Here is a 22687-nt window from a genome sequence, read left to right on the forward strand (position 1 = left end):
GAAAATGCTTAGCATTTATTGGGTACTTTCGGGGCGCGGCATGGGGCTCCCGGACGGACCGGGAGCCCCTGTGTTGGCGCGGATGGCGGGCTATTCGCCCTTGAGGTCGCGGGTCATGAGGTCGCGCACGGCCTGGGCCGGGTCCTTGTCCTCGTACAAAATGCGGTACACCTGCTCGGTGAGGGGCAGCTCCACGCCCAGCTTGTGGGCCAGCTGGTACACGCTCTGGGTGGTGCGCACGCCCTCGGCCACGGTCTTGGTCTCGGCCAAAATGGCCGCGAGCTTCTGCCCCTGGCCGAGCTTCTTGCCCACGGTGCGGTTGCGCGAGAGGTCGCCCGTGCAGGTGAGCACCAGGTCGCCCATGCCGGAGAGGCCCATGAAGGTCTTGGGCTTGGCGCCCATGACCTTGCCCAGGCGGCTCATTTCGGCCAGGCCGCGGGTGATGAGCGCCGCGCGGGCGTCGTGTCCGAAGCCCAGGCCGTCGGCGATGCCGGCGCCTATGGCCATGACGTTCTTGAGCGCGCCGCCAAGCTCCACGCCGAGGAAGTCCTCGTTGGTGTACACGCGGAAGCTCTCGGTGGAGAACAGGGCCTGCAGCTCGCGGCCGAGCTTCTTGTCCGCGCAGCCCAGGCTCACGGTGGTGGGCATGCCCATGCTCACCTCTTTGGCGAAGCTGGGACCGGAAAGGGCGGCGTAGCGCGGGCCGATGGCGTCGAGGGTCTCGGCCACCACCTGCGACATGGGCGCCAGGGTGCCGTTCTCAATGCCCTTGCTGGCGCAGACCATGATGGGCTTTTTGGGCAAAATGTCGCGGAAGCTTTCGAGGCTGGCGCGCATGAATTGGCTGGGAACCACAAGCAGGTACACCTTGGCCCCGGCAAAGGCCCGGGCCGGATTGGAATGCAGCTGCAACTCCGGCGAAAGCTCCAGGTCGGGCATGAACCAGGTGTTGCGGCCCTTTTCCTTGATCTCGGCCAAGAGTTCCGGTTCGCGCACCCAAAGGGTGGTGGGAACGCCTTTGCGGGCCAAAAGGTCGGCCAGGGTGGTGCCCCAGCTGCCCGCGCCGATGACGGCGATCTTCATGAACTGCGCTCCTTTGCGAGGGTTGCCGCCGGCGCGGAGGCGCACGGCGTGGCCCTTCATACTCTGAGCCGATAGGCGAGGCAAGCCCCGGCCTTTGGCCACGGCCGGCGGCGGTTGCGGGCCGTGTTGCCAGCGGCCGCCGCCTCGGATACAAGAACCCGTCCCGTCCCCGCAGCGCCGGTTGGCCGCCGGGGGCAACACGCGCGCCCTGCAAACAAGCGAGAAAGCCATGCACAAGAAATCTGCCCCTCCGGTGTTCACCGATACGGAAAAGCGCGTTCTGGCCCTGGCCGGAGCCGACCTGCCCGACTCGCCCACGCCCTTTGCCGCCATTGCGGAAGAAGCCGGCTGCACCGAGGCCGAGGTGATCGGGCTGCTCTCCCGGCTGAAGGAAGACCGCGTCATCCGCCGTTTCGGCGCCACGCTGCGCCACCAGAAGGCTGGCTACGGCCACAACGCCATGGTGGCCTGGCGCGTGGACGACCCGGACGAGGCCCTGCGCCTGGGCGAGATGATGGCCGCCCGGCCGGAGATAAGCCACTGCTACGTGCGCCGCACCTATCCGCAGTGGAAGTACAACCTCTACACCATGATCCACGGCAAGAACCCCGGCGACTGCGCCCAGGTGGTGGAGGCCATCAAGAGCGAAACCGGCGTGACGGATCACCAGGTGCTGGCTTCTTTGCGCGAACTGAAGAAAACCTCCATGCGCTATTTCTGAAATTCTGAAGGAGACAGATCCATGCCGAGCACATCCGAAACCTATTTCGCCCGCGCCCAAAAGATCATGCCCGGCGGGGTCAACAGCCCCGTGCGCGCCTGCAAGAGCGTCGGCTGCGAGCCCGTGTTCATCGACCGCGCCGCGGGCTGCCGCATGTGGACCGTGGACGGCCAGGAGCTCATCGACTTCGTCATGAGCTGGGGGCCGATGCTTTTGGGCCACGCCAACCCCGCGGTGGAAGAGGCGGCCACGGCCGCGCTGAAGAAAGGCGCCAGCTTCGGCGCGCCCTGCCCGGCCGAGGTGGAGCTTGGCGAGCTGATCCGCGAGATCATGCCCGGCATGGAGATGGTGCGCATGGTCTCAAGCGGCACCGAGGCCACCATGAGCGCGGTGCGCCTGGCGCGCGGCTACACCAACCGCGCCAAGGTGCTCAAGTTCGACGGCTGCTACCACGGCCACAGCGACGGCTTTCTGGTGGCGGCGGGCTCCGGCGTGGCCACCCTGTCCATTCCCGGCACGCCCGGCGTGCCCGACCCCATCGCCAACCTGACGCTGCTCGCCCCGTACAACGACCTTGCGGCCGTTGAGGCCCAGTTCGCGGCCCACGGCGCAGACATCGCCTGCGTCATCGTGGAGCCCGTGGCGGGCAACGTGGGGCTCATCGAGCCGGCCAAGGGATTTTTGCAGGGCCTGCGCGCGGTGTGCACCAAATACGGCGCGCTGCTCATCTTCGACGAGGTCATCAGCGGCTTCCGCGCGGCCCTGGGCGGCGCGCAGGAGCATTACGGCGTCACGCCCGACCTGACCACCCTGGGCAAGATCATCGGCGGCGGGTTCCCCGTGGGCTGCTACGGCGGCAAGCGCGAGATCATGGCCCACATAGCGCCCAGCGGGCCGGTGTACCAGGCGGGCACGCTTTCGGGCAATCCCGTGGCCATGGCCGCGGGCATAGCCACCCTGCGGCAGCTGGCCACGTGCGACTACGCCGGGCTCGCGGCGCGCACCAAGGTCTTTGCCGAAGCCCTGGCCGACATCCTGCGCTCCAAGGGGCAGAGCATCGTGCTGAACCAGGCGGCCTCGCTGTTCACGCTCTTCTTCACCAAGACCCCGGTGACGGACTACGCCACGGCCAAGACCCAGGACACGGCCGCTTACGGCTCGTTCTACCGGCAGATGCGCGCCTTCGGCGTCAACCTCGCGCCCTCGGGCTACGAGTGCGGGTTCACGTCCTTCGCCCACACGGACGCGGACTTTGAGCTGGCCTTGGCCGCAGCGCGCAAGGTCGTGTTCTAGCGGAGTTCGGAAAGGCTCAGGCGCCACAGGATGGCGTCGCGCACATAGGTCAAGAGATGGCAGAGCCCGTCGGGAGCGTTTCCGGCGGGCTTTTCCGTTTCCTGCGGGGCGGGCCCGCCTTCGCCGAAGCTGGTGTGCGTCAGCTCCGCAAAGCGGCCCTGGGCCAGGCCGTGGCGCACTTCCTCGGTGATGTCGGCGCAGCTGCCCTCGCAGCAGTCGATGTGGCCCTTGGCGTTCTTCACCACGCGCATGTTGAGCGAAACCCAGCGGCTGCCGCCGCGTTTGGTGCGCGTCTCCAGCGCATAGCGCTGTATGGAGCCGTGGGTCTTGAGCAGGTCGATGAGCACCTTGCGCTCGCCCGGGTGCATGTAGAACTGGGTGGAGATGTCGACGCTGGCGCCCAGGAGATCCTCCGGGGAGTCGTAGCCGCAGATGTTTGCGAACTGCTGGTTCACCGAAAGATAGCGGCCCTGCATCGTGGTGCGGAACACGCCCACGGACGTGCGCCGGCAGAGATCGAGCACCGCGGCGTAAAACTGCTTTTCCCCGGTGACATTGGCCTGCAGGCCGTAGCCCACGAGGTCGTCCTGCGCGCCCCGGTACGGCACAAGGCAGCTGCGCAGCCAGCGCACCTCGCCCGTTTGCGGGTGCAGAATGCGGTATTCGGAAAGCCAGGGGCGGATTTCGCGCGCCGCCTGGGTCATGGAGATGGTCACGCGGTCGAAGTCCTCCGGGTGCAGCAGAGGGAACACCGTGTGGGCATCGTGACGGACGGTTTCAAAGGGCAGGAGCTGCACGGCCTCGTAGTTCGAGGTGGCGAAGGGCAGGGTGGCGCAGCCGTCGGAGCGGAGGTGGAAACGTATGAGCGCGCAGGGGCCGAAAGGATGCAGATCCTGAAGGCACCGCGTCAGCCTGGGGCAGGCTTCGCCCAGGGCCGCGTCCTCCGGGCGCCATGCGCAGGTGTGTTTGCGTTTGCGGCCGCCGCTGGCCTGCCGTTGGGGCGAGAGGGCCTTGCTCATCGCCGCTCCGGCCGCGGTCCGTCCATCGGAATGCAACCAGGAGCGATGGCTGTGATTTTGCGCACTGTGCCATGTCCTTGTGGTGAAAGTTGTTCCGACTCCTGTATCTTCATGCTGGAGAAAACACAACATGGTTGCCGGCCTTGCTGTGGGGCATGCACTCGTGGTGTGTGTGACAATTGCGCCGTGGGCGTGCCCTCTAGCTTGGTTACACTGCCCAGCGGCTCGACAGGTAATGCCCACAGTTCCGTTTGGGGGGATGTTGCCGCCACTGTATGCCTCGCGCGTCGCATCGAATTTTGAGCATATGTCCTGGATTGCAGGAGCGCGATATGCGTCAATGCGGCGCAAGAGCACCATGAGGCAATGCTGTGAGCGAGTAATCACAATATTCCGTGTTGCGCAAAAAAGCGGCGCATTATTGCGATTGCCGGAGATTGACGCCCCATGAATCCGGTGTGGAGGCCAAGCCGGGGCATTGCGGAAACAGCGCCGAAAAGACCATGGGGGAAGCGTATTCCCGCGAAATAGGAACAATTTTCACCCAGCGGGAAAACCTGCCTCCCGGGGTCTTGGCGAAGCCGGAAATATCCAGTAACCTTGGACCGAACGTAAATCTGCTTACATACCTTAGACACGGACAGGGGGCAACAGATTTTGAGCGCTGAAACACATGACTTTTCCCCCGACGCCTTTGCCGAGCGTTTGCGCCAAATCCGCACGGCCACCGGCCTGACAGGCGCCAGAATCGCCATGCAGGGCAGCATCACCAAACAGACGTTCTCCGGCTATCTGCACACGGGCAGGCTGCCTTCGGCCGCCGTCCTGGCCAACTGGGTGTTCCGCCTGGGCATCAACGCCAATTGGCTGCTCACGGGCGAGGGGCCCATCATGCTTGAGCAGACCCGGAACGCCACCCTTGATCCCGTGGTGCAGCGCGTTGCCGTGGTCGTGGGCAGCATGCGCGAGTCCGGGGCCGAGGAAGGTCAGATCCTGCTCTCGGTGCGGGCCATGCTGGAGGGCGAGCTGGCCAAGCTGGAGCGCGCCCGTGGCGCCAGCGCGGGAGCAGCGTCCTTGACCCAGGTCGAGGAGCTTGCGGACGTTCGCGCCTTGCAGGAATTGGCCGCCTCCGTGGCCGCGCTTCCGGCTGTGGAGACAGGAGATTCCGCCAAGGGCTGAACCTTTTCCCTGCCCTGCCGACGGTGTGCTCCGGCCCGATGTATAGACAGGTTGGGTGCTTTCCTCTAATTCCTATCGGATTAATGTTCTTTCCTTGACAACGGTTATCACTCTTCCCAGAATGCCCCGGTCCGTCGCAGCCCCCTGCGGCGCACATGGGGCTTTTTTATTGTCGCGCTCCGCCGCAAGGGCGGAGCCTTGTCCAGTGAAGTCAACAACCGCGAGGCTTTTGTGCTGAGGAATTACTCCATTTCAACGCGCATATACTCCTTGTTCGCCATCATGGCCCTGTTCGTCGCCGGATTGCTTGCGGCGTTCTATCTCACCGCGCAAAGCATCAGCGGCACCAGTGTCGGCGTCACCAAGAATCTGATGATGGAAGGAGAGCAGGGACGCATCAAGGCCCTCACCCATGCCCAGGCCCAGGCGCTTGGCGATTTGGCCGCCGGGATGCCGGACGACGCCGCCAAGATCGAGCTCATCGCCAAGGCCGTGGACCACGTGCGCTTCGAATCCGACGGCTCCGGCTATTTCTTCGTCTACAAAGGCACGGTGAACGCCGCCCACCCCACCCAGAAGCAGCTCATCGGCAAGGACCTGGGCGAGACCAAGGACGCCAACGGCGTGGTCTACGTGCGCCAGTTGTTCGAGGCCGCGCAAAAAGGCGGCGGCTTCATTTCCTTCGTGTTCGACAAGCCCGGCAAGGGCCAGCAGCCCAAGCTGGGCTATGCCGAGGCCATTCCCAACACGCCGTACTGGATCGGCACCGGCATCTACATCGACAACGTGGCCGCGGCCGAGGCCAAGATAACCGCCACGCTGAACTCCATGACCAACACCCGCGTGGGCATAACCCTCGGCGTGGCCGCGGCCCTGCTGCTTTTCGCCGTGCTGCCCCTGTGCATGGCCCTGGGCGGATCCATCGTCCGGCCCCTGCGTCAGGCCATCGCCACGGCCCAGGAAATCGCCGGCGGCTCCCTCAACGTGCGCATCGAAGTGACCGGCAAGGACGAGATAGCCGCTCTGCAGGGCGACCTCCTGCGCATGGTGGACACCCTGCGCGCCAACATGGAGAGCATAACCGCCAAGGAGGCCGAGTCCCACGAGCAGGCCCAGGCCGCCCTTGAGGAGGCCAAGCGCGCCGACGCCCTGGCCCAAGAGGCCCAGGCCTCGCAACAGGGCATGGTGGCCGCCGCCGCCAAGCTGGAGCTCGTTGTGCGCGAGCTGGCCCAGGCGTCCGAGGGGCTCTCGCAGCTTTCCGGCAACATCACCACCGGCGCGGACGACCAGATGGCCCGCGTGGCCGAAACCGCCACGGCCATGGAGGAGATGAACGCCACAGTGCTCGAAGTGGCGCGCAACGCGGGCCAGGCGGCGGAGCAGACCGACGCCTCGCGCGGGAAGGCCCACGAGGGCGAGCAGGCCGTGCGCGCCACGGTGGAGGCCATGCGGACCCTGCGCACCATGTCCGAGGAGCTGCGCGCCAACATGCAGCGCCTGGGCGACCAGTCCGTGGCCATCGGCCAGGTCATGGGCGTCATCAACGACATTGCCGATCAGACCAACCTGCTGGCGCTTAACGCCGCCATCGAGGCCGCCCGCGCGGGCGACGCCGGGCGCGGCTTCGCCGTGGTGGCCGACGAGGTGCGCAAGCTGGCCGAGAAGACCATGCACGCCACCAAGGAAGTGGGCGAGACCATCCAGGGCATACAGACCCTGACAAGCACCAACGTGGACAGCATGGACAACGCCATGCAGGCCATGCAGCAGGCCGAGGACCGCTCCACGGAATCCGGCCAGCGCTTGGTCGAGATCATGACCATGGCCGACCGCGCCGCCGGGCAGGTGGCCTCCATCGCCACCGCCGCGGAGGAGCAGTCCGCCGCCAGCGAGGAGATCACCCGCAGCCTGGGGCGCATCGACTCCGTGGCCAAGGACAACAACGCCCTGGCCCAGCAGGCCAGCCAGGCCATCACCGGGCTGGCCGGGCAGACCGTGGCCCTGCGCCAGCTCATCGGCGAACTGCAGAAGAAGGCCGTGTAGGCGGCGGCAGCCCAAGCCGCCAGACGGACGATCGAACGGCGATGGTCCGTCCTGGGCTCCGCAGAGGCGAAGCATTCCATGGGTGCGGCCCCGGTGATGGGGGCGCTTTCCCCTGACTCGAAACGAGGCCAAAGGTCCGGCGCGGCGTGAAAACACCGCGTCGGCTTTTTTTGTGCCGCCCCCGTGCTTGAACCCTGCCTGCGCGAGTGCGCCGGAGGCTCCAGCGCTTGCCGGGAGACTTCCCCTGGGGTATGCGGCTGGTGCGGGGCTGGGCGAATCGCCTGGCGCGCATACCCGGCGACAAGGAGCATCCTGATGCGAGCGTATTGCTGTGTGGCGCTGCTGGCCTTTATTCTTGGCGGGTGCGCCGCGCCGAGCATAACCCTGGAGACCATGGAGCCCGCGCAGGTGCAGGAAACCACGAAACTGCGCCGCCTCGCCGTGACGCAGTTCCGCAACGACGCTGGCGGGGTCGCCACCGCGGCGGTGGAGAACTCCCTGGCGGCCGTGTCTTTTGGGCAAAAGCCCTACTTCACCCTTGTGGACGCCCGCGCCTTGCGGGGCATCGGCGACGATGCCGGCGATCTGGCCCGGCTGCGCCGCCAGGGCAAGGTGGCCGGGGCCGAGGCCGTCGTGCTCGGCACCGTGTCGCAGAGCGACTGGCGCGACGCCTACGAAACGGAGCAGCGCTCGGTCTGCGTGGCCTGGCGCGAGAACGGCTCCTGTCGCAAGACCGCCATGCGTCCTGTCCGCTGCGTGCGGCGCACCGGCGTCTTCGCCTTCACGCCCAAGGTCGTCAGCGCGGCCACGGGCGAAATCATCACCAGCGCCGAATTTGCGGAAAGCGAAGTGAGCAAGGCCTGCCACGGCGTGGACGACGAGCCCCTGACCAACGGCATGACCCTTGTGGCGGACGCGCGCAAAAGGGCTGTGCAGCGCTTCCGCAACCAGATTGCGCCGCACTTCGTCCAGGTGGAGATACGCCTGCTGACCGACGACGACTCCGGCATTCCCGCGCCGCTCAAGGCGAGCATTGAAAACGGCGTGGCCTATGCCAAAGGCAGGCGCATGGACAAGGCCTGCTCCCTGTGGCTCGGCGCTTCGGACGCGCACCGGGCGGGCTATGCCCTGCCGTATTTGAACGGCGTGTGCGCGGAATATGCCGGGGATTTGGATAAGGCCCGCAGCGACTACGAGCTGGCGGACAAGCGGGCCGTGAAGCCCGTGCCGGAGATCACCGAGGCCTTGGCGCGCATCCGCAAGGCCCAGGCCGACCTGCCGCTGCTGGACGAGCAGGTGCGCTAGCCGCCGCCGCGCACTATCCGCGGACGCGTCTTCAACCCGCCTCGCGCACCAGCCAGGCCGCGAAGTCGCCGCCGGTCTTGAACCCCACGCCCACCGCGCCCTTGCGCGCATAGAGCACGAAGGCCCAGGCCGGGTCGAAGCCGCTTGTGGTGGCGGACCAGAAGCCCTCAGGCCAGGCCTCCGCCCGTTCCAGCGCCGCCGGCAGGGCCGGTTCGGCGCGCTGCGCATCCACAAGCGATTCCAATTCATTGATGTCGGGCAGCCGCCAGCCGTGTCCGCCCAGGGCCAGGGCCTGCTCCCAGGTCAGGTTGCGCGCGTCGAGTGCGGCCGGGTGTTGCCAGCACAGGCCGGTCAGCTGGTCGAGCATGCCCTCCGCCACGGGCTCGAAGCGGGGCGCAGGCCAGGGCGCGCCCGCGCGCAGTGCGCCATCCTGGCCGCTGCCGGAGCAGGGCAGGGCAAGGCCCTCGGCGTCGTAGCAGGACAGCTGTCCGGTTTGCGGCAGCAGCGCGCTTGCGCCGCGCACGGGCCAGAGCAGGCGGAACTCGTCCTTGCGGCTGTAGAACATGCGGCCGCCCTCGAAATGCACGTTCCAGGCGTAGGCGGGCTGTCCGGCCTTGGTGGTGCTCGTCCAGTACCAGCCGAGAAAGACCTCGCGGAAGGGGTGCCCGGCGGGCAGGGCGGGCTGCTTGTTGCCGTGGTCGACGAGGGAGCGCAGCTCGCGGCGGTTGGGCATGCGCCAATCCGCATGGCCCAGATGGTTCTCGCGATTCAGCCCTGCCACCGCGGCGAGCGCCTCATTCCAGGGCAGCCCGTAGCCGAGGATGTTGGCCGAGCGCGGCCAGAACAGCCCGGTGGCGGCGTCCTCCGCCAGGTCCGGGCCGTGGAGGATGAAGCGCGGCTTCGCGGCGCTTTGGGTGGGGGGCAGAATGTGTCGCGGCATGGGACCTCGCTTCCGCGCCGCATGGTCATGGCGGCGGCGCTGGCCAAAGCCTACACGCAGAGGCGGAACGCCCGCAAGGGCGCGCACCGGCCAGGCGCGAATCCTCCACGCGGCGCTCGCGCGGGGTCCGGACGTCAAAAGTGCGCCCACCGTGCGCCTACAGTGGGCTTACTGTACGCCGACAGTACGCCCCGTCGCGCGCTCATCACACGCCAGTCACATGCCCGTCGCGCGCCGTCACGCCTACTTCGTCGGCCATTCGTCCGGCGCTCGCGCCGAAAGCATGCCAGGCGGCGTTCCCCAGGGCGGAGCCGCTTCGCATCGCCTTTGCTCCCAATGCCGAAGCTGCGGCGGCAGCCAGCCGGGGGAAGAAACAAAAGGCCTCCCGAAGCGTTTCGGGAGGCCTTTGCGAGGTGTTGTGGTGGGAGCGCCCGAGTGGCGGGGAACTCCCCTGGGGGCTTGATTTCAGCGCTGATTCCAGCGGCTGGTCAGGTGAAGACCGCGTGCCGCCGCAGGATCGAGGGACAACGCCCGCATCAGGCGGGCTGCACCAGCCGTCAGCACCAGCCGTCAGCACCAGACAGGCGGCACCAGACAGGCGGCATCAGCCGTCAGCATCAGCCCGCCAGGGCCTCCTGGCGCACGGCGGCGGCGAAGGTCTCCACCTCGGCCTCGGTGGTGGCGAAGGAGGTCATGAAGCGCACGAGGTTGCGCTCATAGTCCCAGGTGTAGAAGGCGAAGCGCTCCTGCAGGCGGGTGATGACCGCCGGGGCCAGCTCGGCGAACACCGCGTTGGTCTGCGGCTTTTGGGCGATGACCACGCCCGGCGCGCCGGCGAGCTTGTCTGCCAGATACTGGGCCATGGCGTTGGCGTGGCTGGCGTTTTCGCGCCAGAGGTCGTTTTCGAGCAGGGCCAGAAACTGCGCGGCGATGAAGCGCATCTTGGAGCAGAGCTGCATGCCCTGCTTGCGGATGAAGGCGAAGTCGCGCGCCAGCTCCGGGCGGAAGAAGACCACGGCCTCGCCGAACATGAGGCCGTTTTTGGTGCCGCCGAAGGAGAGCGCGTCCACGCCGAGGTTGGAGGAGGTCTCGCGCAGGGTCAGGCCCATGGCCGCGGCCGCGTTGCCCAGCCGCGCGCCGTCCATGTGCAGGTACAGGCCGTGCTGGTGGGCAAAGTCCGCCAGGTCGCGGATTTCAAGCGGGGTGTACAGGGTGCCCAGCTCCGTGGCCTGGGCGATGGAGACCACGCGGGGCTGGTTGTGGTGCTCGTTGCCCAGGTGCGCCAGCTGCGGGCGCAAGAGCTCCGGGGTCAGCTTGCCGTCGGGCGTGGGCACGCTCAGAAGCTTGCAGCCCAGGTGCCGCTCCGGCGCGCCGCCCTCGTCCACGTTGATGTGGGCGGACTCCGCGCAGAGCACGGCGTGGTGCGGCCGCGTCATGGCCGTAAGCGCCAGCACGTTGGCCGCCGTGCCCAGGAACACGAAGAAGGGCTCGGCGTGGTGGCCCAGCACATGCTGGATGCGCGTGCGGGCCGCCTCGGTCAGCGGATCGGCTCCATAAGCCTTGGCCGGGCCTTCGTTGGCCTTGGCCAGGGCCTCCATGACGCGCGGATGCACGCCCGCGTAGTTGTCGCTGGCGAAACAGGGTTCGTGTGACATGATCGCCGCCCGGCTACAGGGCCAAGGCCCGTTTGATGCGCGCCAGGGATTCGGTCTTGCCGAGCACGCACATGGTCTCGAACAGGCCGGGGCTGGCGGTCTTGCCGGTGAGGGCCACGCGCAGGGGCTGGGCCACGGCCTTGAACTTCAGCTCGCGGGCGTCGAGGAAGGCCTGGGTGGCGGCCTCCAGGGCCTTGTGGTCGGTGTAGTCGGCGGCGGCCTCGTAGATGGGCAAAAGCTCGGCCAGCAGCGCGCGCGACTCCGGCTTCAGCTGGTCGGCCACGGCCTTCTCCTCATAGACCACGCGGTCCGTGGGCAGCAGGAAGAACCGGGCCATGTCGGCCATTTCCACCAGGGTTTTGGCGCGCGGCTGTAGCAGCGGCACAATGCTCGCCAGATAGGCCGGGTCGAGGTTCAGGCCCTCGGGCTCGGCGATGAAGTCCGGCAGGAGCGCGGCCAGGCGCTCCGGCGCGGACTCCTTGATGTAGTGGGCGTTCAGCCACTCCAGCTTCTTGATGTCGAAGACCGACGGCGAGTTGCCCAGGTTGCCGGTGGAGAAGAGATTGATGAGCTCCTCGCGGCTGAAGATCTCCTGGTCGCCGTGGCTCCAGCCCAGCCGGGCCAGATAGTTGACGAGGGCCTCGGGCAGGTAGCCCATGACCTTGTACTCCATGACCGAAAGGGCGCCGTGGCGCTTGGAGAGCTTGGCCTTGTCCGGGCCCAGGATCATGGGCACATGGCCGAAATTGGGCACGTCCCAGCCGAAGGCCTGGTACAGCAGGACCTGGCGCGGGGTGTTGGCCACGTGGTCGTCGCCGCGCAAAACGTGGGTCACGCCCATTTCGTGGTCGTCCACCACCACGGCGAGGTTGTACGTGGGCGAGCCGTCGCTGCGGCGCAGAATCATGTCGTCCATCTCGGCGTTCTGCACGGCCGTGGGGCCTTTCACCATGTCGTGGAAGGCGGTGACGCCGTCCTGCGGGGTCTTGAAGCGGACGACGCGGCCCGCGCCGGGGCCCAGGGCGCGCTCGCGGCAGCGGCCATCGTACTTGGGCTTCTTGCCCTCGGCCCGCGCCTTCTCGCGCATGGCCTCCACTTCCTCCGGCGTGCACTCGCACCAGTAGGCGTGGCCGGTGGCCAGCAGCTTGTCGATGTAGCTGTTGTAGATGTCGAAGCGGTCGCTCTGGAACACGGCGGTGCCTTCGGCGGCCAGGTCGAGCCAGGCCATGGCCTGGATGATGGCGTCGGTGGCTTCCTTGGTGCTGCGCTCGCGGTCGGTGTCCTCCACGCGCAGCAGGAAATGGCCGCCCTTGTTCTTGGCGAGCAGCCAACTGAAGAGCGCGGTGCGCGCGCCGCCGATGTGCAGGTAGCCCGTGGGCGAGGGGGCGAAGCGGGTGGTGATGCTCATGGCTCAGGCTTCCTCGACGGCTTTGACCTGGGGAACTTCCTTCAGCACGATGCGCTCCACGCCGTTCTTGAGGGTCGCCTTGGACATGGGGCAGCCCTGGCAGCGGCCGGTCAGCCGCACCTTGACGATGCCGTTCTCCGTCACCTCAACCAGCTCCACATCGCCGCCATCGGCCTGCAGCATGGGCCGCACCTTGGCCAGAGCGGCCTCAACTTTCTCGCGCATGGGTCGTGCCTCCAAAGGAAAAAATGCCCCGCCGAAGCAGCGGGGAAAACTGGCGCAGAACTACGGCGTTTGGCCTGGGCTGTCAACGAAGCCGGGTGCGGCTGTTGACGCCTTTGGTTCCCTCGGCTAGTGCTGTGTCTAATCCGATACAAAACGTGACTGGGAGGACAGCATGCGCAAACAGGTTCAAATTCTCGCCGTACTGGCGTTGTGGACGCTTGTCTTTGTGGGCGCCGCCCAGGCGGAGCCGGGAGCCAAGGTGACGGAATCGTACGGCAAGGGCAAAAACGTGTTCAGCCTGGCCACGGGCAGCCCGGGCGAGCTGGGCCTGCTGCGCGAGCTGGGCGAGGCCTTTGCCGCCAAAAGCGACGCCCGGCTCGACTGGGTCAAGGCGGGCAGCGGCGAGTCCCTGGACCTCTTGAAGTCCAAGGCCGTGGACATGATCATGGTCCACGCGCCCGCGGCGGAGAAGAAGGCCGTGGCCGACGGCTGGGCCAATGGCCGCGTGCTCATCGGATCGAACGAATTCTACATCGTGGGCCCTGCGGCCGATCCGGCGAAGATCGCCCAGGCCAAGACGGCGGCCGAGGCGTACCGGGCCATTGCCGCCGCCCAGGCGAAGTTCTTTTCGCGCGGGGACGACTCCGGCACGCACCGCAAGGAGCTGAGCGTGTGGAAGCAGGCGGGCGTGCAGCCCGCGGGCGCGTGGTATGTGGTCACCAAGGCCTTCATGACCGCGACGCTCTTGCGCGCCAACGACGAGGGCGGCTACTTCATGACCGACTCCAGCACCTGGGCGGCGGAAAAGAAGGCCCTGCCCAAGCTCAAGATCCTCTTCCGGGGCGACAAGTATCTGGTGAACACCTATCACGCCCTGGCCCAGCCCGCCGGAGCCACGCCGGGCGCGGCCACAGCCGCGAAGTTCATCGAGTTCGTGGCCTCGGACGCCGGGCAGGAGATCATCCGCAACTACGGCAGAAAGACCATCGGCGAGGCGTTGTACGACGACGCCGCGTACGCCAAGAAGTACGACGACTAGCGGCAGGGCTGCCGGGCGGAGGGCCCGGCGGTTTTCCTCGCTATTTTGCAGCGTGTGCCCATGAAAAAGGCCAGCCGTGTTGCGCGGCTGGCCTTTCGTTGTCTTTGTGGCGTGCGCTTGCGCGACACCTTGGTCCGGCGGGTCGTCGCCCGGAAGCGGAAGCCGGCCTAGTGCCCGTGGGAGCAGTCGTGCCCGTGGGCGTGGGCGGCGCAAAGAATGTTGCTGTCCTTGATCTTGCCTTCGAGGAAGGCCTGCACGGCCTCGTCCACATCGCCGCCAACGCCGCGGAACACCTTGATGCCCGCCTGGCCGAGCTTCTGCACCGCGCCCTCGCCCATGTTGCCCGCGATGAGCACGGAAACGCCCATCTCCACCAGGGTGCCCACGAGATTGGACTTGCAGCCGCAGGCCGGGGGCGGGGTGAAGCCGTCTTTCGCGGCCACGGTTTTGGCGTCGTCGATGGTGAAGATGGTGAACGACTCGCAGTGGCCGAAGTGCTCGTCCACTTTGCCGCCGCGTGTGGGGACTGCGATCTTGGTCATGGTTCCCTCCAAAGGGATTTATGGTTTTTCGGCTGATTCCGAGTGGCCGCAGGAGGAACCGCTCCCGGTGCAGCCCTTGCGATGAAAATCGCCGCCCTTGCAGGCGGGGCAGGCCGCGGGCCTGCCGGTGCCGAAGGGCTCCTGCCAGGTGTGCCCGCAGGCCTTGCAGAGAAAATCGCGCATGTCCGGCTTGGCGCTCAGGGCTTCCGCCTCGGCCTCGGTGACCTCTATGCGCAGCACGCAGCCCAGCACCAGCGCGCGCGCCACCTTGCCCCTGGCCTGGGCTATGGTCCGGCCGAAGGTTTGCCGCGAGACGCCCATCCGCTTGGCCGCGTCCTCCTGGTACAGGGCCTCGAAGTCCGCCAGGCGGATGGCCTCGTATTCCTCCAGGGTCAGCGTCACTTCCTCCAAGGTGGAGGCGGGCTGCCCCGCGGGCTTGAACAGGCGGGCGCAGGGCGCGCCTGCGATGCGTCGGCAGCAGCGTGGTCTGGGCATGTGTTCCTCCGTGACGGTGTAGTTATGGGCATATGCCCGTTATGTCAAGGGGAGGGGGCGGAATTTCCCGTTCTAGACGCTTGATTGCCCGCATGCTATTGCGCGCCAAGATGAGCGCGGGGGGAACCAACGCCGATGAGAATAGCCTTTGTCAACGCCACGAGAAAATGGGGCGGGGTGAAGACCTGGTGCCTGGACATGGCCACCGCGCTGCAAGCGCAGGGGCACGCCGTGTGGATCTTCGGCCGTGGCGGCGAGTTTGTGGACAAGGCGGCGTTGCAGGGCGTGGCCGCGCGCGCGGTGAACTTCGGCTTCGACTTCAACCCCTTGGCCATCGCCTACTTCTTCTATTTCTTCCTCACCCGCCGCGTGGACGTGGTGGTGGTGAACATCGCCAGGGACCTGCGCACGGCGGGCGTGGCAGCCCGGCTTCTGGGTCTGCAGATCGTGCAGCACGTGGGCAGCGGCGGCGACTTTGAAGACATTCCCATGGTGCGCCTGGTGCACCGCCTGCTGCGGCCCCGGCTGTTGTGCTGCAGCCGGTATGTGGGCGAGCGCATCCTCATCCATGTGCCGAGCATGCAGGGCCAGGAGACCCACGCCCTGCACCCCGGCGTGCGCGTGCCGCCGGTTCCGGCCTTGGCCGCGCACACTCCGCCCGTGGTCGTCGCCACCAGCCAGCTCAATGCGGACAAGCACCATGCGGACCTGCTGACCGCCCTGGCGCGGCTCAAGGACGACGGCGTGGCCTTCCGCGCGGTCATTGCGGGCAGGGGAAGCCTGGAGCAGGAGCTGAAGGACAGGGCGGAGGCCCTTGGCCTGGCGGAGAGCGTGGAGTGGGCCGGGTTCACGACCGACGTGCCCGCGCTGCTGGCGCGCGGCGACGTGTTCGTGCTGCCCACGTTCATCGAGCCCCTGGGCATAGCCCTTGAGGAGGCCATGGCCGCGGGGCTTGCGCCTGTGGCTCGGGCCAGCGGCGGCGTGCCGGAGATCTGGCCGCCCGCCTGCCGCGCGTTTTTGGCTCCGCCCGACCCCGGACCCGAAGGGCTGGAGCAGGCCCTGCGCGTGCTGCTCACCCTGCCGGAGCAGGAGCGCCTGGCCCTGCGCCGCGCCGCCTGGGAGCACGCGCGCGCCAGCTTCAACCTGCCGGACCAGGCCGCGCGCTTCGCCCAGTGGATGGAGCGCCGGCAACACTGAGGCGGACGCCGAGACCGACAACGCGCAAGGGCGGAGGGGATTGCTCCCTTCCGCCCTTGTTTGTCGTTTGGTGTGGATGCCTGGTGGCCTTAGGCCGTCTTGGGCAGCGTGGTCAGGGATTCGCGGTAGATGGCGGCCACGCGGTCGCGGGTGCCGGGCACCGGCGCCACGGAGAGCAGCAGGCCGAGGGATGGAGTGTTCTCCACCAGGTCGCATAGGCGGTCGATGTCCGCGCCGCCGAAGCCCTCATCCGTGAGCTTTTGCGCCACGCCGACGCTGGCCAGCCAGGCCTCCACGCCGCGCGCCGCGGTCATGGCCTCGCCCGCAAGGCCTTGCAGGCCGGGCACGATGGGCCGCAGAATCTGGGCCAGCACCACGGGCTGGGCCGGGTAGCACTGGTGGATGACGGCGGGCAGCAGCATGGAGAGCCCCAGGCCGTGGGCCAGTTCCGGCTTCACCGCGCTCAAAGGGTGCTCCAGCGCGTGGGTGAAGTGCAAAAGCCCGTTGTCGAAGGCCGTTCCCGCGATCATGGCCGCATAGGCCAGGCAGTAGCGCGCGCGCAGGTCGTCGGGCTTGGCGATGGCCAGGGGCAGGTACTTGGCCACCAGGCGGATGGTCTCCTCGGCCAAGAGCACGGAGAGCGGATTGGCCGTGACGGACGTTGCCGCCTCGATGACGTGGTTCACGGCGTCGATGGAGACGAAGCGCGTCTGCGAGGGCGAGAGCTTGACCATCAGCGCCGGGTCGTCGATGGAGAAGATGGGGTAGATGCAATCGTAGGCGATGGCCGGCTTGTGGTTCAGGTCGGTTATGGTGGCCACGGCGAAGCGGTTCACCTCGCTGCCGGTGCCGTGGGTCAGGTTGATGACCACGACGGGCACTGCCTTTTCCGGGATGAAGGTGAAGCTGTAAATCTCTCGCGCGGTCCTGCCGGGATTGGCCAGCAGGATGGCCGCGCTCTTGCCCGCGTCGATGGGGCTGCCGCCGCCGATGGCGATGACCGCCTGGGCCCCGGCCTCCGCGCCCATGCGCGCGGCTTCGTCAATGGCGTCCGTGGTGGGGTTGGGCGTCACGCGGTCGTACAGGGTGATGCGGATGCCCTGCTTCTCGCAGGCGGACACAACATGGTCCCAGGCTCCTGTAAGCTTATAGGAATGGCCTCCGGTGACGCAAAGCACGCTCTGTATTCCGCGGGACTTGAGAGCTGCGGCGATCTCCTGCATCTTCGCAACAGCGCCGACGCCAAGATATGTTGTTGTCCGAGTCCTGACTTCCTTGACCGCGTACAGATCTATTGTCGTGTCCCACATGTGAGGCTCCTTCAATATTGCGTTGCTGCATTTGTTTCAGGTGTCGCTGATCGGACAGCGCTTTCTTGTGAAGACAATCACAAACTAGTCCTCGCAGGGGGATGCGTCAACACCGCCACGGGCGGTATTATTTTGAGTGTGGCTTCGGCCCATGCGAAGCCTTGAGCTTGAATCCCATGAGCAAAACGCCTAGCCTGGACAAACGTCACCCCCCGGAGGCCCCATGCAGAGCGAAGCGCAGTTCAAGATCCTGAGGAGCGTTTTCGAGGCCGCGCTCACGCGCATCGACCCCTACGGCATGATCAAACAGCGCATGCGGCTTGAGGGCCAGCGCCTCATTGTGGAGCTGGAGGCCGAGCGCTTCGAGACGGATCTTTCGCGCTTTTCCCGCGTCTTGGTCCTGGGTTGCGGCAAGGCTTCCGCGCGCATGGCCAAGGCCGTGGAGGAGATTCTGGGCGCGCGCGTTTCCGGCGGGCTGGTGTGCACCAAGTACGGGCACACGGAGGTCCTCTCGCGCATCGAGCAGGCCGAGGCCGCCCATCCGGTGCCCGACGAGGCGGGCGTGGCGGCTGCGGCGCACATTGCGGAGCTGGCGCGCGGGGCGGACGAGGACACCCTGGTCATCAACCTCATCTCCGGCGGGGGCTCGGCCCTGCTGCCCGCGCCCATGACGTACATGGACGGCGGCCGCCAGGTGCGGCTCACCCTGGAGCACAAGCAGGCCGTGACCCGCGCGCTGCTCGCCTGCGGGGCGGACATCCGCGAGATCAACTGCGTGCGCAAGCATCTTTCCGAACTCAAGGGCGGGCGCTTTTTGCGTCTGCTGGCCCCGGCCACGAGCCTGTCGCTCATTTTGTCAGACGTGGTGGGCGACCGGCTGGACACCATCGCCTCGGGCATCACCAGCGCGGACGAGAGCACCTACGCCCAGGCGCTCGACATTGTGCGCGGCTACGGCATTGAGCGGGCCATTCCGGCCGAGGTGCTGCGCGCCCTGGAGCTGGGCGCGGCCGGAGCCATAGCCGAAACGCCCAAGCCCGGCGACGCGGCCCTTGCGCTGGCCACGAACCTGCTCATCGGCACCAACCACGCCGCGCTCATGGCCGCGTGCGAAAAGGCGCGCGAGTTGGGCTACAACGTCGCGCCCCTGACCTGCCAGCTCACGGGAGAGGCGCGGGAGGTGGCGCGGTTTTTGTCGGGCATCGGGCAGGATGTGCGGCGCACGGGCATGCTGGTGGCGCGGCCGGCCTGCGTCATTGTGGGCGGGGAGACCGTGGTGACCCTGACCGGCGACGGCAAGGGCGGACGCAACCAGGAAATGGCACTGGCTTTTTTGGCCGAGATGGAGCGCGACCCGGAGCAGGGCCGGGGCATCGCGTTTTTGTCCGCCTCCACCGACGGCACGGACGGCCCCACGGACGCGGCCGGAGCCTACGCCTCGCCAGCCATGCTGCGGCGCGCGCGCGCGGCGGGCCTGTCCCTTTCCGGAGCCCTCAAGGCCAACGACTCCTATCACTTCTTCGAGGCCATCGGCGGGCTGTACAAGACCGGGCCCACGCGCACCAACGTGTGTGACCTGCACATGCTGCTGGTGGAGTAAGGGCCCCTGCGCGGGCTGACCTCGCGCCGTCGCGGTCAGCCGTGGGAGCCGTTGCCTGGCTTTGCTCGACAGGTCCGCTTGACGGGGCCTACCGGCCAGGGCTGCCGCGCCCGATGCGGCCCTAGGCCCCTTTGCGCACCAGTATCAGCGAGAAGTAGCTCGGTTTTTCAGGCACGTTGTCCATGCCGGTGATGACCTCCTGGCCCTCGTGCCCCAGGCGGGTGACGAACACGCTGGAGTCGCCGAGGCCAAGCTTTTGCAGCACCCGGCGGATGACGGGCATGTTCTTGTAGGCCTTCAGGATCACCGCGCACTGTGAGTTTTCCAGCGCCCGCGTCAGCTCCTCCTCACCGGCCACGCCGGAAACCACGGCCAGGTTTTCGCCGCTTTCCACCAGCACGCGGCCGGTAAAGGCCGCCGCAGCCTGGTAGCTGGTGATGCCGGGGATGACCTGGACCGGGATCTCGGCCAGCAGGCCGTTGAGGGTGCGCAGCAGATAGCCGAAGGTGCTGTACGTCAGCGGGTCGCCCAGGGTCAGAAAGGCGGCGCTCTTGCCCGCGCCCAGAATGCCCGCCACCGTGGCCGCGTTCTCGCGCCAGGCCTGGTCCAGCACGGCCTGGTCCCGGGTCATGGGGAAGTTCAGGCGCACCACTTGCGCGTCGGGCCGCAGGTGCGGGCTGGCGATGCTGAGGGCGAGGGAGGCCTCGTTCTTGGTGGAGGCCGCGGCCAGCACCACGTCGACCCGTTGCAGCGTCTTGACCGCCTTGAGGGTGATGAGGTCCGGGTCGCCGGGGCCGACGCCTATGCCGTAAAGAGTGCCGTAGCGGGTCATTTTTTGTCCTTATGCTTTGCGGTCTTGGCGGGCCGCGTGTTCAGCGTCTTGAGCTCCGGATGCAGCAGGCCGGCCAGTTCCTCGGCGGCGCCGATGCTCTGCGGGCCTGGCCGCGCATACTTCTGCTCGTCCACGAACCAGGCCCGGCCGCTTGTGGCGGCGGGGATGGTGCGCAGGCGCGGGCGTCTGTTCAAAGGCAGCGGGGCCGGGTTCATGGGGCCGCGCTGGATGAGATACGCCTCCGGCGCCAGGCGGATGATCTCCTCCTCGCTCACGCGGGCGAACTTGGCCTTGTCCTCCACGCAGTTGACGCCCCCGGCGCGGCGGATGATCTCGGCCACGAGCCCGGAGCCTCCGGCGGCCAGCATGTTGGGCGAGCGCACCTCGTAGAACACGCGCGGCCGGTCCTTGGCGGCGGCCACACGGGCGTCCAACGCGGCCAGCCGCGCCTCCATGCTCCGCACCATGTCCTCGGCCCGCGCGTCGCTGCCGGTCAGCACGCCCACGCGGCGGATGACGGAAAAGAGTTCGGCGAAGCTCGACGCATGGAACACGGCCACGCGCAGGCCGCGCTTCTTCAGCGCCTCCACCGGGAGCGAGGCCTCCTTGCGGCCCGCCATCTGGAGCACGAGGTCCGGCCGCTGGGCCAGCACGGCCTCCACGTTGGGACGCATGTGCGTGCCGATGACCGGGAGCCTGGCGATGCGCGCGGGCAGCCGGTCGGCGTCGGTGCGCGCGACGATGGCCTCGGCCCGGCCCAGGCCGTCGAGGATCTCGTTGAACGCGCCGTACAGCGCGATGACGCGTCCGGCGGGTCGCTCGAGCGCTATGGTCTGGCCCGCGTCGTCGGTGATGCTGACGCCTGCCTGCGCCCTAGCCGAGAAGAGCAGCAGCAGGGCCGGAACGAGGCTGAGCGCCAGGCACCAGGTGCGCCTGGGGCGCGCCGGTGACGGGATGCGGCGCCACGCGGATGTCCGTTTCATAGATGTCCTTCAGGTTCGCTTCGGTGAATACGTCCGTGGTCGGGCCGTCGAGGGCGATGCGTCCGGCCTTGAGGAAGATCAGACGCGGGCAGTAGAGCGCGGCCAGGTTGAGGTCGTGCACGGCGGTGAGCACGGTGCTGCCCTGGCGGTTCTGCGCGGCCAGCAGATCAAAGGCCTCCACGCGTCGGGCCAGGTCCAGGGCGCTGGTGGCCTCGTCCAGGAGCAGGGCGCCGCGGCCCTGGCACAGGGCGCGGGCCAGCAGCACGCGCTGGAATTCGCCGCCGGAAAGCTCTCCGGCCTGGCGCTCGGCCAGGTCCAGGCAATGGGCGTCGGCCAGGGCGGCCTGGGTCGCGGCCTCGTCCTGCGGGCCGTAGCCGCCCCAGAAGCCGGAGCTGGCGAAGCGGCCCATGCGCACCAGCTCGCGCACGGTGTAGCCCTGGGGCGGCGTGGCGCCCTGGGGCACGCAGGAGATGAGCCGGGCGCGCTCGCGCACGGGGAGAGTGGCCAGGTCGCGGCCGGCGATCTCCACACCGCCGGAGCCTGCGCCGTCGGAGCCTGCGCCGCCGGACCCCGCACAATGGGCCCCCGCTTTGCCGGTCATGGCGGGCAGAAGTCCGGCCAGGGCCAGCAGCAGGGTGGTCTTGCCGGAGCCGTTGGGTCCCAGCAGGGCGGCGAATTCGCCGGGAGCGAGATGCAGGCTGACGCCGTGCAGCACCGCCCGGCCCGCATAGCCGCAGGTGAGGTTGCGCGCGCGGATCATGCCCGGCCTCCGCCGTTTTTGCCGGAGGCGAGGCCCTTGCGCGCCAGCAGCAGGCAGAAGAACGGTCCGCCCACCAGCGCCGTGACCACGCCCACGGGCAGCTCGGCCCCGCCGGGCAGCACGCTGCGCGCCAGCACATCGGACCAGATGAGCAGCAGCGCGCCCAACAGCGCGGAGGCAGGCAACAGCCTGCGGTGCCCCGCGCCCAGCACCAGCCGCACCAGATGCGGCACCACCAGCCCCACGAAGCCGATGACGCCGGATACGGCCACGGCCGCGCCGGAGAGCAGGCTTGCGCCGAAAAGCAGCCACAGCCGCGAACGCCCGGCATCGAGCCCCAGCATGCGCGCCTGGGTCTCGCCCAGGGAGAGCACGTCCAGCTCGCCCGCGCGCCAGAACACGAGCAGCGCGCCCAGCAGCATGTACGGCCAGGCCAGCTGCGCATGCTCGAAGCCCCGGCCCTGAAAGCTGCCCATGATCCAGAACACGATGCTGGACACGCTTTCCTCGTCCAGGCTCTTCAAGAGCGAAATAAGGGCGGAGAGAAAGGTGGAGATCACGATGCCCGCCAGAACCAGCGTCTCGCGCCGCAGGCTGGAGAGCGGCCCGCCCCCCGCGCGGGAGAGGCCCAGCACCAGCCCAAGGGCGGCCAGCGCGCCCGCCAGGGCGCAGGCGGGCAGGGCGCGGTCGTCGCCGGAAAGCGCTGCGGCCCCGGCAAGGCCGCTCAAAATGGCCAGCGAGGCCCCGAAGGCCGCCCCGCCGGAAACGCCCAGGGTGAAGGCATCGGCCAGGGGATTGCGCAGCACCCCCTGGAAGGCCGCCCCCGCAATGGCCAGCGCGGCCCCGGTGATGCCCGCCAGCACGACGCGGGCCAGGCGGATGTCCACAATGACCACGGACAGGCTTGGGTCCACGGGCGCGCCGTAAGCGAAGCCCGCGGCCTGCAGCAGCGCTCCCAGGGCCTGGCCCGGCGTTGCGGGAAAACTGCCCACGCAGCAGGCCAGCAGCACGGAGGCCAGCACGGCGGAGGCCAAGAGCGCCAGGGCAAGCACGGCGGA

Annotated in this window: 21 protein-coding genes; 8 read left to right on the forward strand and 13 right to left on the reverse strand. The window is 68.0% G+C overall.

Annotation, left to right across the window (positions count from 1 at the left end):
• Window positions 1-90: 90 nt before the first annotated feature.
• Complete coding sequence (locus tag ACYQ4W_RS01155; protein WP_459851887.1) at window positions 91-1083, reverse strand: NAD(P)H-dependent glycerol-3-phosphate dehydrogenase; 993 nt, start codon at window positions 1081-1083, stop codon at window positions 91-93.
• Window positions 1084-1312: 229 nt separating this feature from the next.
• Here ACYQ4W_RS01155 and ahbB point away from each other — a divergent pair, with 229 nt between their 5' ends.
• Complete coding sequence (gene ahbB / locus ACYQ4W_RS01160; protein ID WP_459851890.1) at window positions 1313-1804, forward strand: siroheme decarboxylase subunit beta; 492 nt, start codon at window positions 1313-1315, stop codon at window positions 1802-1804.
• Between the two features lie 21 nt (window positions 1805-1825).
• Entirely contained in the window at window positions 1826-3097 is a 1272-nt protein-coding gene (hemL, locus tag ACYQ4W_RS01165; protein ID WP_459851893.1) for a glutamate-1-semialdehyde 2,1-aminomutase, read from the forward strand.
• Here hemL and ACYQ4W_RS01170 read toward each other — a convergent pair.
• The gene (locus tag ACYQ4W_RS01170; protein ID WP_459851895.1) at window positions 3094-4116 is read right to left on the reverse strand and encodes a PAS domain-containing protein; all 1023 of its coding nucleotides are present in this window, start codon (window positions 4114-4116) and stop codon (window positions 3094-3096) included. The two genes, hemL and ACYQ4W_RS01170, sit on opposite strands and share 4 nt — an antisense overlap.
• Window positions 4117-4773: 657 nt before the next feature.
• Between ACYQ4W_RS01170 and ACYQ4W_RS01175 the strand changes: the two genes are divergently transcribed.
• From ACYQ4W_RS01175 to ACYQ4W_RS01185, 3 genes are all read left to right on the forward strand, one after another.
• On the forward strand, window positions 4774-5295 hold the full coding sequence (locus tag ACYQ4W_RS01175; RefSeq protein WP_459851898.1) for a helix-turn-helix domain-containing protein: 522 nt from the start codon (window positions 4774-4776) through the stop codon (window positions 5293-5295).
• 198 nt (window positions 5296-5493) lie between these two features.
• Entirely contained in the window at window positions 5494-7338 is a 1845-nt protein-coding gene (locus ACYQ4W_RS01180; protein ID WP_459851900.1) for a methyl-accepting chemotaxis protein, read from the forward strand.
• A 315-nt stretch (window positions 7339-7653) separates the two neighbouring features.
• A complete protein-coding gene (locus tag ACYQ4W_RS01185; RefSeq protein WP_459851902.1) occupies window positions 7654-8643 on the forward strand; it encodes a hypothetical protein in 990 nt (329 codons plus the stop codon).
• 31 nt (window positions 8644-8674) lie between these two features.
• Here ACYQ4W_RS01185 and ACYQ4W_RS01190 read toward each other — a convergent pair whose 3' ends face one another.
• From ACYQ4W_RS01190 to ACYQ4W_RS01205, 4 genes are all read right to left on the reverse strand, one after another.
• A complete protein-coding gene (locus ACYQ4W_RS01190) occupies window positions 8675-9583 on the reverse strand; it encodes an Lcl C-terminal domain-containing protein (RefSeq protein ID WP_459851904.1) in 909 nt (302 codons plus the stop codon).
• A gap of 617 nt (window positions 9584-10200) precedes the next feature.
• Window positions 10201-11238: a threonine aldolase family protein gene (locus ACYQ4W_RS01195; RefSeq protein ID WP_459851906.1), complete on the reverse strand. Its 1038-nt coding sequence runs from the start codon at window positions 11236-11238 to the stop codon at window positions 10201-10203.
• 13 nt (window positions 11239-11251) lie between these two features.
• The gene (gltX, locus tag ACYQ4W_RS01200; protein WP_459851908.1) at window positions 11252-12646 is read right to left on the reverse strand and encodes a glutamate--tRNA ligase; all 1395 of its coding nucleotides are present in this window, start codon (window positions 12644-12646) and stop codon (window positions 11252-11254) included.
• 3 nt (window positions 12647-12649) lie between these two features.
• The gene (locus ACYQ4W_RS01205) at window positions 12650-12871 is read right to left on the reverse strand and encodes a NifU family protein (protein WP_459851911.1); all 222 of its coding nucleotides are present in this window, start codon (window positions 12869-12871) and stop codon (window positions 12650-12652) included.
• 172 nt (window positions 12872-13043) lie between these two features.
• On the opposite strand from ACYQ4W_RS01205, the gene ACYQ4W_RS01210 reads away from it, so the two are divergent.
• Window positions 13044-13910, forward strand: a complete 867-nt coding sequence (locus ACYQ4W_RS01210) for an ABC transporter substrate-binding protein (RefSeq protein WP_459851913.1) — start codon at window positions 13044-13046, stop codon at window positions 13908-13910.
• A gap of 167 nt (window positions 13911-14077) precedes the next feature.
• Here ACYQ4W_RS01210 and ACYQ4W_RS01215 read toward each other — a convergent pair whose 3' ends face one another.
• Together ACYQ4W_RS01215 and ACYQ4W_RS01220 are read right to left on the reverse strand one after the other, a co-directional pair.
• Window positions 14078-14452, reverse strand: coding sequence for a NifB/NifX family molybdenum-iron cluster-binding protein (locus ACYQ4W_RS01215; RefSeq protein WP_459851915.1), 375 nt, complete (start codon window positions 14450-14452; stop codon window positions 14078-14080).
• Between the two features lie 18 nt (window positions 14453-14470).
• On the reverse strand, window positions 14471-14947 hold the full coding sequence (locus ACYQ4W_RS01220) for a DUF134 domain-containing protein (protein WP_459851917.1): 477 nt from the start codon (window positions 14945-14947) through the stop codon (window positions 14471-14473).
• A 135-nt stretch (window positions 14948-15082) separates the two neighbouring features.
• Between ACYQ4W_RS01220 and ACYQ4W_RS01225 the strand changes: the two genes are divergently transcribed.
• Window positions 15083-16144: a glycosyltransferase gene (locus ACYQ4W_RS01225; protein WP_459851919.1), complete on the forward strand. Its 1062-nt coding sequence runs from the start codon at window positions 15083-15085 to the stop codon at window positions 16142-16144.
• Between the two features lie 89 nt (window positions 16145-16233).
• Here ACYQ4W_RS01225 and ACYQ4W_RS01230 read toward each other — a convergent pair whose 3' ends face one another.
• Complete coding sequence (locus ACYQ4W_RS01230) at window positions 16234-17454, reverse strand: iron-containing alcohol dehydrogenase (protein ID WP_459851921.1); 1221 nt, start codon at window positions 17452-17454, stop codon at window positions 16234-16236.
• A gap of 223 nt (window positions 17455-17677) precedes the next feature.
• On the opposite strand from ACYQ4W_RS01230, the gene ACYQ4W_RS01235 reads away from it, so the two are divergent.
• Window positions 17678-19054: a glycerate kinase type-2 family protein gene (locus ACYQ4W_RS01235; RefSeq protein ID WP_459851923.1), complete on the forward strand. Its 1377-nt coding sequence runs from the start codon at window positions 17678-17680 to the stop codon at window positions 19052-19054.
• A 121-nt stretch (window positions 19055-19175) separates the two neighbouring features.
• Here the strand turns inward: ACYQ4W_RS01235 and cobI are convergent, their stop codons facing one another.
• From cobI to ACYQ4W_RS01255, 4 genes are read right to left on the reverse strand one after another with little or no spacing between them, the layout of a single operon-like run.
• A complete protein-coding gene (gene cobI / locus ACYQ4W_RS01240; protein ID WP_459851925.1) occupies window positions 19176-19886 on the reverse strand; it encodes a precorrin-2 C(20)-methyltransferase in 711 nt (236 codons plus the stop codon).
• On the reverse strand, window positions 19883-20869 hold the full coding sequence (locus ACYQ4W_RS01245; RefSeq protein ID WP_459851927.1) for an ABC transporter substrate-binding protein: 987 nt from the start codon (window positions 20867-20869) through the stop codon (window positions 19883-19885). Before ACYQ4W_RS01245 ends, cobI begins: the two co-directional genes overlap by 4 nt.
• The gene (locus ACYQ4W_RS01250; protein WP_459851929.1) at window positions 20760-21629 is read right to left on the reverse strand and encodes an ABC transporter ATP-binding protein; all 870 of its coding nucleotides are present in this window, start codon (window positions 21627-21629) and stop codon (window positions 20760-20762) included. The genes ACYQ4W_RS01245 and ACYQ4W_RS01250 overlap by 110 nt, the downstream gene beginning before the upstream one ends.
• Complete coding sequence (locus ACYQ4W_RS01255; protein ID WP_459851931.1) at window positions 21626-22681, reverse strand: FecCD family ABC transporter permease; 1056 nt, start codon at window positions 22679-22681, stop codon at window positions 21626-21628. The genes ACYQ4W_RS01250 and ACYQ4W_RS01255 overlap by 4 nt, the downstream gene beginning before the upstream one ends.
• Between the last annotated feature and the right edge of the window lie 6 nt (window positions 22682-22687).

The sequence above is a fragment of the Humidesulfovibrio idahonensis genome, from assembly GCF_054657715.1.

Coding starts and splice junctions, on each gene's coding strand:
- ACYQ4W_RS01185 (WP_459851902.1), top strand. CDS start 7,654: ATGCGAGCGTATTGCTGTGTGGCGCTGCTGGCCTTTATTCTTGGCGGG.
- ACYQ4W_RS01250 (WP_459851929.1), bottom strand. CDS start 21,629: ATGATCCGCGCGCGCAACCTCACCTGCGGCTATGCGGGCCGGGCGGTG.
- ACYQ4W_RS01195 (WP_459851906.1), bottom strand. CDS start 11,238: ATGTCACACGAACCCTGTTTCGCCAGCGACAACTACGCGGGCGTGCAT.
- ACYQ4W_RS01155 (WP_459851887.1), bottom strand. CDS start 1,083: ATGAAGATCGCCGTCATCGGCGCGGGCAGCTGGGGCACCACCCTGGCC.
- ACYQ4W_RS01235 (WP_459851923.1), top strand. CDS start 17,678: ATGCAGAGCGAAGCGCAGTTCAAGATCCTGAGGAGCGTTTTCGAGGCC.
- cobI (WP_459851925.1), bottom strand. CDS start 19,886: ATGACCCGCTACGGCACTCTTTACGGCATAGGCGTCGGCCCCGGCGAC.
- ACYQ4W_RS01210 (WP_459851913.1), top strand. CDS start 13,044: ATGCGCAAACAGGTTCAAATTCTCGCCGTACTGGCGTTGTGGACGCTT.
- ACYQ4W_RS01245 (WP_459851927.1), bottom strand. CDS start 20,869: ATGAAACGGACATCCGCGTGGCGCCGCATCCCGTCACCGGCGCGCCCC.
- ACYQ4W_RS01225 (WP_459851919.1), top strand. CDS start 15,083: ATGAGAATAGCCTTTGTCAACGCCACGAGAAAATGGGGCGGGGTGAAG.
- ACYQ4W_RS01215 (WP_459851915.1), bottom strand. CDS start 14,452: ATGACCAAGATCGCAGTCCCCACACGCGGCGGCAAAGTGGACGAGCAC.
- hemL (WP_459851893.1), top strand. CDS start 1,826: ATGCCGAGCACATCCGAAACCTATTTCGCCCGCGCCCAAAAGATCATG.
- gltX (WP_459851908.1), bottom strand. CDS start 12,646: ATGAGCATCACCACCCGCTTCGCCCCCTCGCCCACGGGCTACCTGCAC.
- ACYQ4W_RS01230 (WP_459851921.1), bottom strand. CDS start 17,454: ATGTGGGACACGACAATAGATCTGTACGCGGTCAAGGAAGTCAGGACT.
- ACYQ4W_RS01220 (WP_459851917.1), bottom strand. CDS start 14,947: ATGCCCAGACCACGCTGCTGCCGACGCATCGCAGGCGCGCCCTGCGCC.
- ahbB (WP_459851890.1), top strand. CDS start 1,313: ATGCACAAGAAATCTGCCCCTCCGGTGTTCACCGATACGGAAAAGCGC.
- ACYQ4W_RS01190 (WP_459851904.1), bottom strand. CDS start 9,583: ATGCCGCGACACATTCTGCCCCCCACCCAAAGCGCCGCGAAGCCGCGC.
- ACYQ4W_RS01170 (WP_459851895.1), bottom strand. CDS start 4,116: ATGAGCAAGGCCCTCTCGCCCCAACGGCAGGCCAGCGGCGGCCGCAAA.
- ACYQ4W_RS01205 (WP_459851911.1), bottom strand. CDS start 12,871: ATGCGCGAGAAAGTTGAGGCCGCTCTGGCCAAGGTGCGGCCCATGCTG.